Consider the following 18,873-nt stretch of genomic DNA (forward strand, 5'->3'; position numbering starts at 1 on the left):
TTCCATTTCATTTTATTTTACTTTATACATGCTTGAGGAATACAAACCCGAAAATTAACAGGTATCTGCCTTATCCTTCAGGCTTCGAGTGCCGGTTCCGGTATTATTTTCCGGTTCTTCAGCTCTTTTCTTGCCTTTTTAGCTTTTTTCTTTCTTATACAGCAGGTTCATAGCGTTTATGAGGGCTTCCACGGAAGCCATGACTATGTCCGGGTTTGCGGAACGTGCTGTTACAATCCTGCCCTTTTCGTTTTCAAGACCTATGTACACATCGGCAAGGGCGTCAGCTCCTCCCGTGATAGCATCAATCCTGAATTCCTGGAGCCTGAAATGATTGCTCTCGCCCAGGATATCCCTTACGGCTTTAAGGGCAGCATCCACAGGACCTACTCCGGTTTTTGCTGCAATTGTTTCTTTGCCTTCAATATCTGCCTTGACCACAGCCGTAGGTGTGAGGATGTTTCCTGTCATGACGGATACTTCTTTGAGTTTAATCAGTTCTTCATCAGAACTTGCTTTTCCGAGTACTGCAGAGGCAACTGCATAAAGATCGGCGTCTGTTATCTGTTTACCTTTGTTTGCGATTTCTTTAACTCTGAGCACAATCTCATCGAGCTGATTTTCACTGGTTTTTATGCCAGCAGACTCAAGAGACTGTTTGACTGCATGCTTGCCTGTATGTTTTCCAAGGACAATGCGCCGTCTGTGCCCGACCATTTCCGGGGTCATAATACCTGGCTCGAAGGTATCGGATTTTTCAAGCACTCCCTGACTGTGGATTCCCGACTCGTGGGAAAAGGCGTTTTGCCCGACTACAGGCGTGTTTGGCGGGAGCCTGATTCCGGTGTAGTTTTCGATCATTTTCGAGGTTTCTACGAGGTATTCTGTCCGGATATTGGTTTTTACACCGTAGATTGATGTCAGGCTCATCACTGTCTGGGCAAGGTCAGCATTTCCTGCTCTTTCTCCTATGCCGTTAATAGTGACCTGTACCTGAGATGCCCCGGCTTCAACAGCCATAAGGCTGTTTGCTACTGCAAGCCCGAAATCATTGTGGCAGTGTACGTCTATCGGAATCGTTATTTCAGCTGCAATGTCTTTTATCTGTCTGTACATTGCAGATGGAACCATGACGCCGACAGTGTCCGGCACGTTAATGATGTCGCATCCTGCCTCCTGGACCGCCTTGAAAACCTCTATGAGGTATGCAGGGTCAGTTCTGGTGGCATCCATTGCAGAAAACATACACTTTAGTCCGTGATCTTTGATGTACTGGACAGCTTCCACAGCCAGTTGAATGACTTCTTCCTGGCTCTTTTTGATGGTATAGATTCGCTGTACATCCGAGGTCGGGACGAAGGTGTGCACAAGGCCAACATCACTTTCAAAACAGGCATCGATATCTTTTTTCAGCACACGAGCAAGCCCACATACAGTGGTATCAAGCCCAGCATTAGAAATCGATTTTACGGATTCTTTATCTCCTTCCGAAGATATGGGAAATCCGGCTTCTATTATGTCTACCCCGAGTTTGTCGAGTTGACGAGCAATTTCCAGCTTCTGGGAAGAAGTCAGGGATACTCCAGGGGTTTGTTCTCCGTCACGCAGTGTTGTGTCAAAAACAGTTACTTTTTTATTCTGCATGGGTTCGATGTAAAAATCGATCCCTTCTTTCAGTGTGTACATCCATAGTAATCACCTACATGGATGTACACTTCTGGTATATAAACATCATGCATATTTTTAAATGTTTAGCTGAAATTTTATTTTTTTAAGTTTTTGATAGAAAACTATTTATAGTAGATATGCTATGTTAGGGTTGCTTCTCGGGTGTCACAAGACATCCCGAAGGTGAAAAACGGAAATTGAAAAACAGAGTTCAAAAAACGGAACAGGTATCTAAAAACGAAGCTGAAAAACGGATTATGATGCCTGGTATGGTTGTTTTTTAAACAATCAATCCTAAAAATGGACGAAGACGGGAATTCAAAAGCACAACTCTTTTGAAATCTTTTGGTCATTTGATCTCCATTTCTCAAAGTTTTTCGACCTTCTTTGAAGGAACAAGTATATATATGGGAAATACGATGTATATACCTCTCACAAGGCACAAAAGCGAGGGGGAACAATAAGAAGGTTTATATACAAGAACTGCCTTCTATCTGTCCCTCACACAATGCGGTTGTGTGGGTTTAATTACAAAATCTCTTTCATCTTTTAATGGAGTCAGGAGTTCTTTCCTGTCTGACGAGGATTTGTCGGTTCGGTTAATTCTGGGTGATAGATGTTTTTCAAACATATCTATCGCGAAATGAACTAACTGAATTGATGTTGTTAGTGCAAGTTTCTGCGACCAAGACCTTTAATTTTAAGTGTGCGATACATTAACAATTCTGGTTGATCCTGCCAGAGGTTACTGCTATCGGTGTTCGCCTAAGCCATGCGAGTCATATGTTCTTCGTGAACATGGCGTACTGCTCAGTAACACGTGGATAACCTGCCCTTGGGTCCGGGATAACCCCGGGAAACTGGGGATAATACCGGATAACGCATATGTGCTGGAATGCTTTATGCGTCAAACGGATTCGTCTGCCCAAGGATGGGTCTGCGGCCTATCAGGTAGTAGTGGGTGTAATGTACCTACTAGCCGACAACGGGTACGGGTTGTGAGAGCAAGAGCCCGGAGATGGATTCTGAGACATGAATCCAGGCCCTACGGGGCGCAGCAGGCGCGAAAACTTTACAATGCGGGAAACCGTGATAAGGGGACACCGAGTGCCAGCATCATATGCTGGCTGTCCGGGTGTGTAAAATACACCTGTTAGCAAGGGCCGGGCAAGACCGGTGCCAGCCGCCGCGGTAACACCGGCGGCCCGAGTGGTGATCGTGATTATTGGGTCTAAAGGGTCCGTAGCCGGTTTGGTCAGTCCTCCGGGAAATCTGATAGCTCAACTATTAGGCTTTCGGGGGATACTGCCAGACTTGGAACCGGGAGAGGTAAGAGGTACTACAGGGGTAGGAGTGAAATCTTGTAATCCCTGTGGGACCACCTGTGGCGAAGGCGTCTTACCAGAACGGGTTCGACGGTGAGGGACGAAAGCTGGGGGCACGAACCGGATTAGATACCCGGGTAGTCCCAGCCGTAAACGATGCTCGCTAGGTGTCAGGCATGGCGCGACCGTGTCTGGTGCCGCAGGGAAGCCGTGAAGCGAGCCACCTGGGAAGTACGGCCGCAAGGCTGAAACTTAAAGGAATTGGCGGGGGAGCACAACAACGGGTGGAGCCTGCGGTTTAATTGGACTCAACGCCGGACAACTCACCGGGGACGACAGCAATATGTAGGCCAGGCTGAAGACCTTGCCTGAATCGCTGAGAGGAGGTGCATGGCCGTCGCCAGTTCGTACTGTGAAGCATCCTGTTAAGTCAGGCAACGAGCGAGACCCGTGCCCACTGTTACCAGCATGTCCTCCGGGACGATGGGTACTCTGTGGGGACCGCCGGTGTTAAATCGGAGGAAGGTGCGGGCCACGGTAGGTCAGTATGCCCCGAATTTCCCGGGCTACACGCGGGCTACAATGAATGGGACAATGGGTCCCTTCCCCGAAAGGGGTTGGTAATCTCACAAACCCATCCGTAGTTCGGATCGAGGGCTGTAACTCGCCCTCGTGAAGCTGGAATCCGTAGTAATCGCGTTTCAATATAGCGCGGTGAATACGTCCCTGCTCCTTGCACACACCGCCCGTCAAACCACCCGAGTGAGGTATGGGTGAGGGCACGGACTCAGTGCCGTGTTCGAACCTGAATTTTGCAAGGGGGGTTAAGTCGTAACAAGGTAGCCGTAGGGGAATCTGCGGCTGGATCACCTCCTAAGCCGAAAAAACACTATCACCCAGATGCCGATAAACCGAACAAATCCTCACCCCATTAATTTTATAATCGTCAAGTGCACCCGGAAAGTAGTTTTTCGGGGAAGGATGGATAGCCTGCGCGGAACCGCAGGCATATGAAGTCGTGTATAGGTGCTGTATACTGGACGCTTACTGGACCTGGTTAGGTAATTAGGAATTATGCTATCAGGTGGATGGCTCGGCTCAAGAGCTGATGAAGGACGTGCCAAGCTGCGATAAGCCCGGGGTAGGTGCATGGAACCAATGAACCCGGGATTTCCGAATGGGACCTCTCCGTAGTGATCATTCATGATCGGGAACGCTCCGAATTGAAACATCTCAGTAGGAGCAGGAAAAGAAATCAATTGAGATGCCGTAAGTAACGGCGAGTGAACACGGCACAGTTCAAACCGAATCCCTTCGGGGACATGTGGTGTTGTAGGGCTGTTCAAACGTCTGGCGGCCAAATCGAACTTGCCTGGAACGGCAGACCATAGAGTGTGACAGTCACTTAGATGTACGCCAATGGACCGGAACATGTCCCTGAGTACCGTGCGTTGGATATCGTGCGGGAATTTGGGGGGCACCAACCTCCAAAACTAAATACTCCTTGAGACCGATAGCGAAATAGTAGGGTGACCGAACGCTGAAAAGTACCCCGAGAAGGGAGGTGCAAAGTGCCTGAAACCTGATAGTGATGGAACGATACGGCATGAAAGGATCTCTGACATGAAGGAATCATCCGCGAGGATTTAGTACGAATGTCACTGCCAGTGTCGTATCTTACGTTTTGAAGAACGGGCCAGGGAGTGTATCTTGGTGGCGATGGCTAACCTTTTACCTGGGCAGCCGAAGCGAAAGCAACATGTGCGCAGCCTTCGGGCGAGGCACGACGTATACAAGTGCGTGGAGTCACCAGGGTACGACCCGAAGCCGGGTGATCTAGGCGTGGGCAGGTTGAAGCGTGGCGAAAGCTACGTGGAGGACCGCAAACGGTATTGATCTGCAAATCATTCGTGTGACCTGCGTCTCGTAGTGAAATGCTAATCTAACCCGGCATCCGCTGGTTCCTTCCGAAACATGTCGCAGCATGACCTGACTGGAGATCGTCGGTGGAGTAGAGCACTGATTGGCGATTCCGGGGGGGAAACCCCTCGCTCGCTTGTCAAACTCCAAACCCCCCGTCATCTTAGAAAGTCGGAGTCCGGACTGCTGGGGTAAGCTTGTAGTCCGTAAGGGAGACAACCCAGCCCGTGGTTAAGGTCCCCAAGTGTCGACTAAGTGTTAATACTAAAGGGCGTCCCAAGCCCCAGACAGCTGGGAAGGTTAGCTTAGAAGCAGCTACCCTTTAAAGAGTGCGTAACAGCTCACCAGTCGAGGTTTGGGGCCCCGAAAATTGACGGGGCTCAAGTCGACCACCGACACCACGGAGTACCGCAAGGTAATCTCGTAGGAAGGCGTTGTGTTCGGGCCGAAGCAGGGCTGTGAAGTCCTGTGGACCGTTCACAAACGAAAATCCTGGTAATAGTAGCAGCATAGCAGGGTGAGACTCCCTGCCGCCGAAGGGGCCAGGTTTCCTCGGCAATGTTCGTCAGCCGAGGGTTAGTCGGTCCTAAGACGTACCGTAATTCGAGTACGCCGAAAGGGAAACAGGTTAATATTCCTGTACCATTTAGCGCTTAGTCTGACGTCTCAGGGCAGGCCGAGCGGCGTCGTCGCGCCGTCTAAGCAGCGAACCCCGTGGAGAGCCGTAATGGCGAGAATCGGGCGAATCTGTAATGGCTAAAGTCGGCTGCACCCCGGGACCCGTGAAAAGGACAGCTAAATGTCCGTACCTAGAACTGACACAGGTGCCCCTAGCTGAAAAGGCTAAGGCGTTTCGGAGTAATTCAGTTAAGGGAATTCGGCAAATTAGCTCCGTAACTTCGGGATAAGGAGTGCCTGCTGTGAAGACAGCAGGTCGCAGTGACCAGGGGGCTCTAACTGTCTAATACCAACATAGGAGATTGCAAACCCGTAAGGGCTAGTACAATCTCTGAATCCTGCTCAGTGCAGGTACCTGAAACCCCGGTTCAACGGGAAGAAGGGCCTGTAAACAGCGGGGGTAACTATGACCCTCTTAAGGTAGCGTAGTACCTTGTCGCTTAATTGGCGACTTGCATGAATGGATCAATGAGAGCCCTACTGTCCCTAACTGGAGTCCGGTGAAGCTTACATTCTAGTGCACAGTCTAGAGACCTCTAGGGGGAAGTGAAGACCCCGTGGAGCTTTACTGCAGCCTGTCGTTGGGTTGTGGTTCTGGATGTACAGTGTAGGTAGGAGGCATCGAAGCGGGTGCGCCAGCATTCGTGGAGCCGTCCTTGGGACACTACCCTTCTGGAACCGCGACCCTAACTCTGAGAAGAGGACCCCGATAGGTGGGCAGTTTGCCTGGGGCGGGACGCCCTTGAAAAGATATCAAGGGCGCGCAATGGTTGACTCAAGCGGGTCGGAAACTCGCTGAAGAGTGCAAGAGCATAAGTCAGCCTGACGTTATTCAGCATAGCAGTGGATGACGAGACGAAAGTCGGCTCTAGCGAACTTTTGAGCCTCCTTGGTGGGGGCCAAAAATGACAGAAAAGTTACCCCGGGGATAATTGAGTCGTTGCCGGCAAGAGTACATATCGACCCGGCAGCTTGCTACCTCGATGTCGGTTCTTTCCATCCTGGCCGTGCAGCAGCGGCCAAGGGTGAGGTTGTTCGCCTATTAAAGGAGATCGTGAGCTGGGTTTAGACCGTCGTGAGACAGGTCGGTTACTATCTACTAGAGGTGCCAGAGGTCTGCGGGTAAGCTGCTTTTAGTACGAGAGGAACCAAGCAGCGGCGCCACTGGTGTACCGGTTGTCCGACAGGGCATCGCCGGGCAGCTACGCGCTCAGGAATAAGAGCTGAATGCATCTAAGCTCGAACTCTGACCTAAAAAGAGACCTCTCTAAGGATTCCGGTAAAAGACCGGTTTGATAGAAACGGGATGTAAGCACCAAGGCAACGAGGTGTTCAGTCCGCGTTAACTAACCATTCGTTCCTTTCACTTAATTCAGGTCCAGGCGAAATCCGGTATGCAGCACATCTATACATGACTTTTCCCATATCCTATTTATAGGTCGAGTTTGGCGGCCATAGCGGCAGGGCAACTCCTGTACCCATCCCGAACACAGCAGATAAGCCTGCCCGCGTTCCTTACTGTACTGAAGTGTGCGAGCCTTCGGGAACTCTGGATCGCTGCCAAATTCACCCTATACTACTTACTATTTTAGAATTGAGTTTTTGAATTGCTTTTTAAAATTGCTTTTTAAAATTGCTTTTTAAAATTGCTTTTTGATGGTGTTTTTCTGATGATTTTTGTTTTTTACTGTTGTTTTTTTACTGTTGTTTTTTTGCGAATTTCCGATATTTTTGATACGTTTTCTTCTGAACCTATTTTCTAATTTTCCACCTATTTTCTAATTTTCCTTTTGTTGCAGGGCCGTCAGACAAGCTGGCGGAGGTGATGATATTTATCCGCGAATTTAAATGGGGTTTTCTTGTGGAGAAAAGTGTTCTTCAGATATGGATGATAATTCCGAACTCAGTTTATCCTGGGGAAAGTATGAATTCATCTGTTGCTTTTTTGCGTTGCAGATGAGAGAAATTCCACCCTGTGAGGAGTAGAATCGAAAAAAAGATTCCAGTTTAGGATATCCAGATAATACCAACCGATTAATACGGGACCATCGCTAGCTAGTTATTTCCGTAAAATCTGGGGTCACGCTCAACTTTTTTGAATTGCCGTTTTTTCTTATTCATCAGCTGGGCCAAGTCCCGAAGGGCGCGGCCATACTTAATAATTGAAGCCGGGCGCTTGCTGTAAGACAGGGTTGCCATCTTAACGGAACCTCGGATTTTAACTTTTATACTTTCAATTTATTCCTTACATATCTCTTTAAATACGGTTCATACATATTTTAAAAGGGGATAATAATGGATTATATTGAAACCTGGAAAGAAGTTATACAAAGGCCGTCTGATTTTTTCAGAAAAATGCCAACGACCGGAGGATATAATGATCCGCTTACTTTTGCAGCACTCACCTATCTCATATACGGGCTTTTAAGTGGACTTTTTGGCCGTGGAATAATGGGAGGCATGTATGGGTATAGTGGTTTCAGAGAATTTGGTTTTGCCACTGCAATCGGGACTGCGATTGTGGCACCTATTGCAGGGATTATCTCTATCTTTATCGGAGCTGCGATACTCTTTATTATTTATAAAGTGCTTGGAGGGTCCGGAACATACGAGGGTACTGTCAGGTTCATGTCATATGCAACCGCTGTTATGGTAGTGTACTGGATTCCTTTTATAGGCTGGATCTTCGGGCTGTATGAGATATATCTCTATATTGTGGGCGGCATGTTTGTCCATGATGTAAGCATGGTGAAATCGGCGATAGCTGTACTCCTGCCTCTTGTAGTGATTATTTTGCTGACTGTAATTGCGGCAATGTTTTTTGTGTCAAGTATTTTCAGCGCTATTTTCTAACCCGGTTTTATCCGGTTCGGTTATCTCTTTCCGGGAGATAACACATTATATTTTTTTATGTTTTGATTGTCAAATTCTTTCGGAACTGTTGCTTCAAGCTAAATATTTATATATTAGAAATTCCTTTAATTGCATCTACACGACTAAGACGTGCTCAAAAATGCCAAGATGGCGGAGCGGCTACGCAATCGCCTGCAGAGCGATTCCATTCCGGTTCGAATCCGGATCTTGGCTTTTCCTCTTTTAATATTCGATTTGACCTAAAAGTATATATCCAATAAAGTGCTTTAAGAAAATCCACCTTTGCCAAGATGGCGGAGCGGCTACGCAATCGCCTGCAGAGCGATTCCATTCCAGTTCGAATCTGGATCTTGGCTTTTTAATATTTCTTTTTCTCAAACAGTCCTTTTTCCTCAGACATTTTTTTTCGAACGTTTTTTGTTTCTAAAACACTTCATTTTTCTCAAAACATTTTCTGTTTTTCTTTTGAAATTTTCCTATCCGGTCTTTTTTGTTTGGTTCTTGAGTTGTGGCTTTAATTTGGTATTTTATATTAAGAGATTACTAACTCTGGACATGGACCTTGATGAACTCATGCGGAGACTTTTCGAACTTTACCCTGAGGGCTATACTGATGGCTCAAGAGATCCCTTTTTTGTGTTGATTTCCACTGTCATGTCCCACAGGACCCGGGACGATGTAACCTATCCTGCAGCAAGGAAGCTTTTTGAGAGGTTCTCAACTCCTGAGGAAATGGTCGAGGCTGATGTTGAAGAAATTGAAGCGCTCATAAAAGATGTGGGTTTTTACAGGGTCAAAGCCGGGAGGATAAAAGAGATTTCCGGGATTCTGCTTGAGGAATACGATGGCCGGGTTCCGGATGAGATGGAAGCCCTCCTCAAGCTGCCGGGAGTTGGCCGAAAGACCGCCAACTGCGTACTCGCCCATGCCTTCTTTAAAGATGCCCTTGCAGTTGACACGCACGTTCACAGGATTTCCAACAGGCTCGGGCTGGTTGAAACTAAAACTCCCGAAGAGACGGAGCTTGAGTTAATAAAAATTTTTCCGCAGAAATACTGGAAACATATAAATCTCTTGCTTGTAAAACTAGGGCAGAATATCTGCCGGCCGATTTCCCCAAAATGCGAACTCTGCGTCCTGAAAGATATGTGTCCGAAAATTCTCCTTTAAACGGGGAGTTTCTTGAAATTCCGTAATTATGGAATCAAAGAGCGGAGAACCTGTGAGCTGTCAAAAAACTGTTTGGGATATCCAAGATTATTTATATCAGGCTGGCGTTTAGCAGGCAAAAGGGTTATACTACCCTCATTAAAGACAAATTCGCTTTCAAGCAGCTAATTATCAAAAACTTAATAACACTTAATATTACTTTCATCGCATTTACGAGGTCAAATATGTTTCAGATAGGAGAAGCATTAATGGGGCAGGGCTCAGAGCTCGCCCATGTTGATTTGATGATAGGAGACAAGGGAGGCCCTGTAGGGCAGGCTTTTGCAAACGGCCTGACCCAACTTTCCGCAGGACACACCCCGCTCCTTTCCGTTATAAGGCCAAATCTGCCGCCTAAACCTTCAACCCTTATCATCCCGAAGGTTACCGTAAAGAACCTGGACCAGGCAGCAAAAATTTTCGGCCCTGCCCAGTCAGCGGTTGCAAAGGCAGTAGCAGACTCCGTAGAAGAAGGCGTGATCCCGAAGGACCAGGTTGAGGACCTTGTCGTTGTAGCAAGCGTCTTTATCCACCCCGAAGCCCAGGACTACAATAAGATTTACAGATACAACTACGGCGCAACAAAACTCGCAATCAGGCGCGCTCTTGAAGGCTTCCCGGACATCGACACGGTTCTTGAGGAAAGCAACAAGTCCACCCACGCAATCATGGGCTTCAAGGTCACCAGGCTCTGGGACCCACCATACCTGCAGGTTGCTTTTGACAATCCGAACCTCGAATTCGTGCTTTCGGCTATCTCCCAGATCCCGAACAGCGACCACGTCATTATCGAAGCAGGCACACCCCTTATCAAGCGTTACGGCGTGGATGTGATTTCCAGGATCAGGCAGGTCAGGCCCGATGCCTTCATTGTTGCTGACTTAAAGACCCTGGATACCGGAAACCTTGAAGCAAGGATGGTTGCAGACGCTGCAGGCGACGCCATTGTGGTCTCAGCCCTTGCTCCGATCAGTACCATTGACAAGCTCATTGAAGAAGCTCACAAGACAGGCATCTATGCGGTCATGGACACTCTTAACCAGCCCGATCCGATTTCTGTCTTAAAGCAGCTCAAAGCCATGCCTGATGTCATAGAACTCCACCGCGGAATCGACATCGAAGGCACCGAACATGCCTGGGGCAATATTGGGGAGATCAAAAAGATCGCTCCCAAAGCTCTGATCGCCGTTGCAGGTGGAGTCCGTCTCGACAAGGTGCCTGTGGCTCTGGGCCAGGGCGCTGACATCCTCGTGGTCGGACGTGCTATCACCAATGCAAAGGACGTCAGGGAAGTTGCCGAACAGTTCATCAACGCCCTTAACAAGCCGGAAATTGACCAGTTCAGGGTCATGACTGACTTCTAAAAGCGTGGGTTTCTACGCTTTTATTATCTTTTTATTTTCTTTTCGTTTCTCAGGAGGGGATTTTTTTGGGTTCACCATTCATTTTACTGAATTATAAGACTTATAATCAGGGTACAGGCCAGGGAGCAGTAGAAATTGCCAGGGCCTGCAGAAACGTATCCGAAGAATCAGGTATCGAGATTGCAGTAGCTCCACAGCTTCCGGACATTTACAGGGTAGCTTCGGAAGTTGAACTTCCGATTTTTTCCCAGCATATGGATGGAGTAGGGGCAGGAAGCTTTACAGGCCACGTTTTCGGAAAATGCATAAAAGAAGCAGGAGCTGTCGGGACTCTGATCAACCACTCTGAAAGGCGTCTGACTCTTGCGGAAATTGAGGCTTCCTTAAAGGCGGCAAAAGAATTCGGACTAAAAGCGGTTATCTGCACCAATAACGTCCCTACAACTGCAGCAGCTGCAGCCCTTGAGCCAGACTATGTAGCAATCGAACCGCCTGAGCTCATAGGCAGCGGAATTCCCGTCTCAAAAGCCGACCCTGAAGTTGTCAGCGGTTCTGTCGAAGCCGTTGCAAAGATCAATTCCGGAGTAAAAGTGCTTTGCGGTGCCGGAATTTCAAAAGGCGAAGACCTCAGGGCAGCTCTTGACCTTGGCTCGCAGGGTGTGCTCCTTGCTTCCGGAATCGTGAAAGCTTCAGACCCTAAGGCTGCACTTGAAGACCTTATTCGCCTGGTTTAAGTTTTATTTTCCTGAATTTCAGGTCGAATATTCGAATTTGTTTTCAGGTACTTGATGGGAGGTTCTGCCCTTTCCCATCTCCAATTTCAATTAAGAAGAATCAGGTTTTTTACGGGGCTTATGAACAGGATCTCAGCTTGATTTCTAAATCTGGAGTTAAATTTCAGGCACGATCATCCTTTTTCCTTTATGTTCCAGAACCTCGACGTCTATGCCGTACGCTTCTTTTATTTTTTCCGGGGTCATTACCTTTTCCGGAGCTCCTGAACTGACTATGTTTTCCTCAGGAAATGCCGGAATGTCCTCTTTTTCAGGAGAAGCTCCCGGGCTGGGATCATGCCGGCTGGAATAATTTTCGTTTTCCGGGCTATGCAGTTTTCTCAGGAGAATGATCTCGTCAGAAAACAGCAGGGCATGGTTTGGTTCGTGCAGGGTCATCAGCACGGTGATATTCCGGGTTTTTGCCAGGCTGATTATGGTTTTCAGGACATGGATCTGGTTTTTCAGGTCAAGAAAGGACGTCGGTTCGTCAAGCAGGAGAAAATCAGGCTCCTGCACAAGAGCTTTTGCAATCATAACCATTTGCCGTTCTCCCCCGCTGATCCGGGTGTAGGGCCTCCTGGCAAAATGCGCCATTCCCATAAATTCCAGGACCTGGTAGGCTTTTTCAATATCCTCTTTTCCTGGGGTTGAAAACATGGAGATGTAGGGCATGCGGCCTGTAAGCACAACATCCAGCACGGAAAAAGGAAAGGAGGATTTGTGCATCTGGGATACGTGCCCCAGAATCCTTGCAAGCTCCCGATTTGCAATTTCCTCTATATTCCTGCTGTCGATATACACGGTTCCTTCGTTCTGTCTGAGAAATCCGTTTATGATTTTCAGAAGGGTCGTTTTCCCACAGCCGTTAGGGCCTACAAGGGTTACTACCGACCCTTTTTTAATTGAAAAGTTGATATTGTTTAAAACCAGGTTTTTTTCGTAGCTCAGTGTCAGGTTCTCTACGGATATGCCTTTGTTTTGGTTTTCGTTCATTCCCATCCCCCTATTTTTGTAGTCCTCAGGAGATACAGGAAAAAGGGAGCTCCAAGAAGCGTGGTAATAATTCCGACAGGGATTTCAAATCCGAAGGCAGACCTTGCAACATCGTCCACGAGGGCTAGAAATGCAGCTCCGAAAGTGATTGAAAGAGGTATGATCTTCCGGTGGTCCGGGCCGAAGATCATTCTGAGGATGTGGGGGACAATCAGCCCCAGGAGCCCTATAATTCCTGCTACGGCTACGGCCGCCGAGGCTGCAAGGGAAGCCGCGATTATGAATATTGCCTTATACAGCTCGACGTTCATGCCCACTGCTTTTGCCTCTTCTTCTCCGAGGGCGAGGACGTTAAGTTTCCAGCGCAGGAGATAGATGAGCAGGCAGCCGGCGAGCACAAGGGGAAAAGAATCCAGAAATTTGGCCCAGTGTGAGGTGTGGAGGCATCCCAGGGTCCAGTAAACAATGCTCTGGACGGCTTTTTCGTCAGTCGTAAACTGAATTATCGAAAGCAGAGCTGCAAAGACAGATGAAGTTATCACCCCCGAAAGCACAAGGGCAACAGTTGAAGTCTGCCCTCCAGTCCTTGCCATTACATAAGAAAACCCGAGCGCTGCCAGGCTGAAGATAAACGCTCCTGCCTGGACGGGCAGTTCAGGGATAACTGCGATAGACAGCGCAGCTCCGAAAGCCGCTCCCGAAGAAAGTCCGAGGATGTAAGGGCTTACGAGGGGGTTTCTGAATATCCCCTGAAACGTGGCTCCTGAAGTTGAAAGAGCCGCTCCTGTCATCATGGCAAGCAAAACTCTTGGGAACCGGATGTTGAAAATGATAGTGTCATAAACCGAAGGATAGCTGTATTCATATGCAGTAAAATGGGATAGAAGAACCCTGAGCAGTTCCGGAGGAGATAAAGGGTAGGTCCCGAGGAAAATCGAGAAGAAAAACACGGGTACGGGCAAAAGTAAAAAGCCTGCAAATGCCAGGCTTCTCCATTCCAGGTAAAAAGGGATTTCCGGTCCGCAGGCCGGATACCCTGTTTTTTCCTTTTCCGGGAACTTCATACCAGATCCTGTCCCTTATGCAGGTTCGAATCCCGGATAGTGGACCCCGTACACGTCAACATAATACTGATCCGTTTCTGCCGTAAGGTTCAGGGCTGCAAATTTGTCAGGGTGCAGATCTTTTGCAACATGCATCATTGCAAGGGGCAGTCTCGGGGAGTGGAAGTCATAGACAAAAGGATCCGAGATCTCATACACTCTTCCGTTTTTCACGGCAGAAATTTCGCTCCAGGTGCTGAAGTCTATTCCGTCCACGGTATCTCCGGAAGTAATGTTTACAGGGTCAAGGTTTTCGTTATTCCACATGTATATGACCTCAGGGTCCAGGGCAAGCAGGGCTTCCAGGTTCAGGACAGGGTGTTCCACATTCTTTGTTTCGTTCGTCCAGTTATTGAGGACGTTTATTCCCCCCGCTCTCTCTATGAGGGCATTGGCTGTACTGTTCAGGCCTGCAGTGCCGTATACATCTCCCCACATCCAGTAAACCGTCGGCTTTTCTCCGGGGGAGAGGGCTCCGGTTACATCCGTGACCTTTTCCATACTTTCATTCATAAGCTCAATTACTTCTTCTCCGCGCTCTTCCTTTCCAATGAGTTTACTGAGCGTTTTCATTTGCCTTTGCAGGTCATCAAGGCTGTCGATGTAAACCCCATAGACAGAGGTATTGAGGGTCTCTTCAATTGCTTTTATATCTTCACTTCCCCAGTCCGATGCCCAGAGGAATACAACCTGAGGGTCTGCCGTTGCTATGGTTTCGGTACTCGGCTGTTCGCTTCCTCTGGAAAGCCTTTTTTCATCATAACTCGGGTCGATAGCCCTGAAGAAAGGTGCCTTTGTGTCCTCATACCAGACAGCTCCTATTCCGCTAATTTCATCGGCACCTCCCACGGCATACATCGAGTTCATGGCATTTTCAACCAGAAACACGGTTCTTTCACAGGGATAGGGAACTGGTATCTCTCTTCCGATATCGTCAGTAACGATTATTACAGCGGATTTAGCCGAGCTGGAACCGGAATCGGAACTGGAACTTTCACCCTTTTTTTCTTCACCCGCCGAATTGCCCACACAGCCGCTTAAAACGACTGAAGTCAGCAGTATGACTGCCATAAAGAGAACTTTAGTTTTGGTCTTCATCTTTTTCAAACTCCGGGATCTGCATAAACAGTTTCATTGTCCATAATCACGGTTTTCATTGTTTTCACAATTGCAACTTATGTATCCCATCAGTCATTTAATATTAATTTGCAAAAACTAAAAAAACAAGGCAATTTAATGTTACTTTTTTAAGTTAATGTAATAAAACAGGGTATTTAAATTTGTTGAGCTCAACTAAATAAATACATTTATATGCAGTCTCAAAGCTCTGAAAATATTTTTTCTTATCCTGCAATTCTCTTCCGATCCGGAACCGTTTCCTCTCTGAAACCTCGAATTTACCTTTCAAGGGCTTTTTCCGGTAAATTATGTTGGCTAAGAGATTATTATATAATTGAAATTCTAATATGAAAAATTCTTTTATTAATTGCTGATAATAATTATTTAGAAAAATATAATATGTATTACAAAAGTAAACATTCATGATCAAAATGTCTGGAGAATGTTCGCGCGAAAACACAGGGGTAAATCAAATAGCACCCTTTTCCGAGGTTTCAAAGTTCCATGGGCATGTGTGTCCGGGGCTGACTATAGGTTATATGGCTGCCAGAGCCGGCATGGAAGAGCTTTCTGTTGACAGGGATCTCGATGAAGAACTTGTGACCATTGTGGAAAACGATGGTTGTGGAGTTGATGCGGTTCAGGTTGTAACGGGTTGCACTATTGGGAAAGGCAACCTCATCTACAGGGATTACGGGAAGCAGGCTTTCACTTTCATATGCAGAGACAGCGGCAAAGCCGTCAGGTTTGTGCTGAAATCTGATTTTAACATTGAGGACCTTGACCCTGAGTTAAGCGAACTTCGTCCCAGAGTGATATCAGGCACGGCTACTGATTCCGAAACTCTGGACTTCAGAACAAGGATTAATTGTATCTCGGAGTACATCCGAGAAATGCCGGCTGAAGAAATGTTCGACATAAAACATGTAAAAGTAGAAATTCCCCGAAAAGCCAGGATCTTCAATTCGGTAAAGTGTTCAAAATGCGGGGAAATGTTTGCAGAGTCTCGCGCCAGAATGGAGAACGGAGAGATAGTCTGCATATCCTGTTATGAGGAATATACAAGAGGTTGGTAAAATGAAGATTGGAATGGCATTTTCGTTTCTCTTATCCTTCTTTATCATCAGTTCCGTATTCGGTCCGCTTTTCCTTTTCCCGGCTGCAGCTGCAGAAAATTCCGGGGAGGACAGTGCCAGGGTTCTTAAAGCAACCTGGGGAGCAAGTGGCGGGGACTGGGGATTTCCCTCTTCCCTAACCTTTTACCCGAGAGGCCCGGGTTATGTAATGACAAGTTTCTGTTTTGACTCGCTTGTCTGGCCTGAAGAAACAGGGAACTTTACGGGGTTGCTTGCAAGCTCCTGGGAGAACTCCCCTGATGGGCTTAACTGGACTTTTTACCTGCGGGAAAATGTGACCTGGCATGACGGAGAACCGTTTACGGCAGATGATGTGACCTTCACATACGATTACATCCAGGGAAAAGCAGCAATAAGCCCGATCGGAGCAGGCTGGTATAATACGGCAGTCATTGAAAGCGTGGAAGCTCTGGACGACTATACGGTCCGGATAACGCTCAACCAGCCGTATGCACCTTTTATGCAGCAGGTAGCTGCCGTAATTCCTATCATGCCGGAACATATCTGGAAAGATGTCTCTGACCCGACAAAATACATGGAAGATGAAGCTGCCATCGGCACAGGGCCTTTCATCCTTGACGATTATAACAAAGATCAGCAATCTTACAAATACTCCGCGAATGAGAACTATTTCCTTGGAAAACCGGCTGTTGATACTCTTATCTTTGTGAAATCCGCTGACCCCGTTATTTCCCTTAAGGTAGGAGACGTAGACGAAGCCGGCCTTACCCTGGACCAGGTCCAGGCCCTGAACGATTCGGAGAACATGAAAGTGATCGAGGGTCCCGGATACTGGGTGTACAGGCTGAGGTTCAACATCCCTGCAAATTCCATTCTTGAAAATACCGAGGTCAGAAAAGCAATTTACCATTCCCTTGACTGCGAGGAAATCCAGAATAAAGTACTTCACGGCGGAGGAATTGCAGGCAATTCGGGATACGTGCCTCCCTACTCCGTCTGGTATAACCCGAATGTAACACAGTACGCATATGATCCTGCAGATGCCGAAAAAATCCTTGATGAGGCAGGATACGATGAAGTGGGTTCGGACGGGATCAGGCTTACCCCGGATGGCGAAAAGCTTGAGTTCCAGTTGCTTTATAGTTCGGACCAGCAGAGCCAGAGGATAGCAGAACTTGTCCAGAGTTACCTGAAAGACGTGGGTATCGGAGTGGTCCTTAAGCCGGGAGACACGAAAACCGTGGACGGCCTGGTAAATGCAGGCAACTTTGACCTGGCTATCTATTCCCACGGTACCTCAACAGACCCTGCGAGGATGTTGAATTCTTTCCCGACATCCACGGGCTGGAATGACACCGAATTCGTATCCCTGGCAAACCAGCAGACGAGCACCGTAGATGAAGAGGAACGTAAGGAGCTCGTAGACCGGATGCAGGTTTTGATCGCTGAGAATGTTCCGACAATTCCCCTCCTGTACAGGAACGTTTACAGTGCCTGTAACCAGGATAAGTTCGACGGCTTTTTCTACACCCCCGGAGGCGTTGGTGGAGGAGTCCCCACGGAATACAACAAACTGGTTTTCATCTACGGAGAGTGGAACGGTCAGGGTACTGCTTCTACCGGGAACAATCCTGCCAGTTCAGTGGACAGTCCTTCGATGAACGCTCCCGGAATCCTGACAGCATTGATGGCATTTGCAGCTGTTTTCATGCTGTACAGACTAAAAAGGTAATGAACGGGTGTTGTGATTGTCGGACAGAGTTCAGTGGGGCCACATATTCTCAAGAGGGCTGGAGTATGCCCTCACATTCTTTTTGATCCTTGCTGTCAATTTTTTTCTGCCCCGCTTTATGCCCGGAGGTCCGCTGTTAAGCGTGTTAGGGAGCCAGAGTGCCGACTTACCGGTGGTCATCGATGAGGAGACAAAATTAAAGCTGATGGACTACTACCACTTAAATGACCCTCTGTACTTACAGTTCTTTCACTACCTGAAAGATGCAGCACATCTGGATTTTGGCTATTCGATATTCTACAATGTGCCTGTGGTCGATGTAATCTCCGGCAGGTTACCCTGGACCCTACTCCTTATGGGATCCGCACTGCTGCTGTCAACAGTACTGGGAATTTTGTTCGGGCTCGAATCTTCCTGGAACCGGGGAAAAAAGCTGGATAGCCTGTTGCTTATAGGGCTACCTTTGTTTCGGTCCGTTCCGGTATTCTTTTTAGGATCGATCCTCATCTTCCTTTTTGGGTACAGGCTGGGCATGTTCCCGGTTTCCGGAGCTCTGACTCCTTACATGGATTATCAGGGCTTTTCCTCCATGGTAAAAGACATTGCTTCCCACCTGATACTTCCGCTGGCGTGCCTTTCGGCTTTTGAGATGCCGGGCACATACCTGCTTGTAAGAAATGTTTGTTCCCAGCAGCTCGAAAGCCCCTATGTCCTGATGGATATTGCAAGGGGTCTGAAGGACAGCCATGTTAAGAGGCACATCCTTCTCAATTCCATCGGGCCCGTGGTGAACCAGGTAGCCGCAATGCTCGGATTCATGGTAGGGGGGGCTTTATTCGTGGAGACTGTATTTTCCTATCCCGGAATGGGGCTTCTTGTCTATAATGCCTTTATCGAAAGAGATTATCCTGTCCTTCAGGGGGCTTTTGTTTTTATCGCCCTCTTTGTGCTGGCATGCAACTATGCAGCTGATATCGTCTGTTCATACATTGATGGCAGGGCCGGACAGGAGTGA

General features: G+C 47.8%; 11 protein-coding genes, 2 tRNA genes and 3 rRNA genes. 12 read left to right on the plus strand and 4 right to left on the minus strand.

The genetic code is table 11. The features are described 5' to 3' along the window. Positions 1 to 138 precede the first annotated feature (138 nt). Positions 139 to 1,686, minus strand: coding sequence for a 2-isopropylmalate synthase (locus tag MSSIT_RS00215; protein ID WP_048168992.1), 1,548 nt, complete (start codon positions 1,684 to 1,686; stop codon positions 139 to 141). Between the two features lie 704 nt (positions 1,687 to 2,390). Here MSSIT_RS00215 and MSSIT_RS00220 point away from each other — a divergent pair. The 9 genes from MSSIT_RS00220 (at position 2,391) to tpiA (ending at position 11,772) form a co-directional block, all read left to right on the plus strand. Further along, positions 2,391 to 3,868: ribosomal RNA gene (locus MSSIT_RS00220) — 16S ribosomal RNA — on the plus strand. 188 nt (positions 3,869 to 4,056) lie between these two features. Next, positions 4,057 to 6,961, plus strand: a 23S ribosomal RNA gene (locus MSSIT_RS00225). A gap of 74 nt (positions 6,962 to 7,035) precedes the next feature. Next, positions 7,036 to 7,157 (plus strand): 5S ribosomal RNA (rrf, locus tag MSSIT_RS00230). Together the 16S, 23S and 5S rRNA genes form the textbook arrangement of a ribosomal RNA operon. Positions 7,158 to 7,886: 729 nt before the next feature. Further along, positions 7,887 to 8,444 (plus strand): YIP1 family protein, encoded by a 558-nt coding sequence (locus MSSIT_RS00235; RefSeq protein ID WP_048168994.1) that lies wholly within the window; start codon positions 7,887 to 7,889, stop codon positions 8,442 to 8,444. A gap of 162 nt (positions 8,445 to 8,606) precedes the next feature. Next, positions 8,607 to 8,678 (plus strand) — tRNA-Cys (locus MSSIT_RS00240). Positions 8,679 to 8,749: 71 nt separating this feature from the next. After that, positions 8,750 to 8,821 (plus strand) — tRNA-Cys (locus MSSIT_RS22685). Positions 8,822 to 9,020: 199 nt separating this feature from the next. Further along, a complete protein-coding gene (locus tag MSSIT_RS00245; RefSeq protein WP_048168996.1) occupies positions 9,021 to 9,635 on the plus strand; it encodes an endonuclease III domain-containing protein in 615 nt (204 codons plus the stop codon). A gap of 224 nt (positions 9,636 to 9,859) precedes the next feature. After that, positions 9,860 to 11,038 carry a bifunctional 5,6,7,8-tetrahydromethanopterin hydro-lyase/3-hexulose-6-phosphate synthase gene (locus MSSIT_RS00250; protein ID WP_048168998.1) on the plus strand — a complete coding sequence of 393 codons (1,179 nt, stop codon included), beginning with the start codon at positions 9,860 to 9,862 and terminating at the stop codon, positions 11,036 to 11,038. A gap of 65 nt (positions 11,039 to 11,103) precedes the next feature. Next, complete coding sequence (gene tpiA / locus MSSIT_RS00255) at positions 11,104 to 11,772, plus strand: triose-phosphate isomerase (RefSeq protein WP_048168999.1); 669 nt, start codon at positions 11,104 to 11,106, stop codon at positions 11,770 to 11,772. A 156-nt stretch (positions 11,773 to 11,928) separates the two neighbouring features. Here the strand turns inward: tpiA and MSSIT_RS00260 are convergent, their stop codons facing one another. Genes MSSIT_RS00260 through MSSIT_RS00270 form a run of 3 tightly spaced genes read right to left on the minus strand, consistent with a single transcriptional unit; the run spans position 11,929 to position 15,008 of the window. After that, the gene (locus MSSIT_RS00260; RefSeq protein ID WP_231590207.1) at positions 11,929 to 12,807 is read right to left on the minus strand and encodes an ABC transporter ATP-binding protein; all 879 of its coding nucleotides are present in this window, start codon (positions 12,805 to 12,807) and stop codon (positions 11,929 to 11,931) included. Next, positions 12,804 to 13,871, minus strand: a complete 1,068-nt coding sequence (locus tag MSSIT_RS00265; protein WP_052721458.1) for a FecCD family ABC transporter permease — start codon at positions 13,869 to 13,871, stop codon at positions 12,804 to 12,806. The genes MSSIT_RS00260 and MSSIT_RS00265 overlap by 4 nt, the downstream gene beginning before the upstream one ends. A 15-nt stretch (positions 13,872 to 13,886) precedes the next feature. After that, positions 13,887 to 15,008: an iron ABC transporter substrate-binding protein gene (locus MSSIT_RS00270; RefSeq protein WP_048169006.1), complete on the minus strand. Its 1,122-nt coding sequence runs from the start codon at positions 15,006 to 15,008 to the stop codon at positions 13,887 to 13,889. A 443-nt stretch (positions 15,009 to 15,451) separates the two neighbouring features. Between MSSIT_RS00270 and MSSIT_RS00280 the strand changes: the two genes are divergently transcribed. Genes MSSIT_RS00280 through MSSIT_RS00290 form a run of 3 tightly spaced genes read left to right on the plus strand, consistent with a single transcriptional unit; the run spans position 15,452 to position 18,873 of the window. Then, positions 15,452 to 16,105 carry an FmdE family protein gene (locus MSSIT_RS00280; RefSeq protein ID WP_048169010.1) on the plus strand — a complete coding sequence of 218 codons (654 nt, stop codon included), beginning with the start codon at positions 15,452 to 15,454 and terminating at the stop codon, positions 16,103 to 16,105. 1 nt (position 16,106) lies between these two features. Beyond that, positions 16,107 to 17,858 carry an ABC transporter substrate-binding protein gene (locus MSSIT_RS00285; RefSeq protein WP_231590222.1) on the plus strand — a complete coding sequence of 584 codons (1,752 nt, stop codon included), beginning with the start codon at positions 16,107 to 16,109 and terminating at the stop codon, positions 17,856 to 17,858. Between the two features lie 16 nt (positions 17,859 to 17,874). Then, on the plus strand, positions 17,875 to 18,873 hold the full coding sequence (locus MSSIT_RS00290) for an ABC transporter permease (RefSeq protein ID WP_048169014.1): 999 nt from the start codon (positions 17,875 to 17,877) through the stop codon (positions 18,871 to 18,873).

Source organism: Methanosarcina siciliae T4/M (genome assembly GCF_000970085.1).
Lineage (GTDB): Archaea > Halobacteriota > Methanosarcinia > Methanosarcinales > Methanosarcinaceae > Methanosarcina > Methanosarcina siciliae.

Excerpts from the sequence above, each read along its gene's own strand:
- MSSIT_RS00245 (WP_048168996.1), top strand. The coding sequence starts at position 9,021 with ATGGACCTTGATGAACTCATGCGGAGACTTTTCGAACTTTACCCTGAG.
- MSSIT_RS00260 (WP_231590207.1), bottom strand. The coding sequence starts at position 12,807 with ATGAACGAAAACCAAAACAAAGGCATATCCGTAGAGAACCTGACACTG.
- MSSIT_RS00270 (WP_048169006.1), bottom strand. The coding sequence starts at position 15,008 with ATGAAGACCAAAACTAAAGTTCTCTTTATGGCAGTCATACTGCTGACT.
- MSSIT_RS00235 (WP_048168994.1), top strand. The coding sequence starts at position 7,887 with ATGGATTATATTGAAACCTGGAAAGAAGTTATACAAAGGCCGTCTGAT.
- MSSIT_RS00265 (WP_052721458.1), bottom strand. The coding sequence starts at position 13,871 with ATGAAGTTCCCGGAAAAGGAAAAAACAGGGTATCCGGCCTGCGGACCG.
- MSSIT_RS00280 (WP_048169010.1), top strand. The coding sequence starts at position 15,452 with ATGATCAAAATGTCTGGAGAATGTTCGCGCGAAAACACAGGGGTAAAT.
- MSSIT_RS00215 (WP_048168992.1), bottom strand. The coding sequence starts at position 1,686 with ATGTACACACTGAAAGAAGGGATCGATTTTTACATCGAACCCATGCAG.
- MSSIT_RS00285 (WP_231590222.1), top strand. The coding sequence starts at position 16,107 with ATGAAGATTGGAATGGCATTTTCGTTTCTCTTATCCTTCTTTATCATC.
- MSSIT_RS00250 (WP_048168998.1), top strand. The coding sequence starts at position 9,860 with ATGTTTCAGATAGGAGAAGCATTAATGGGGCAGGGCTCAGAGCTCGCC.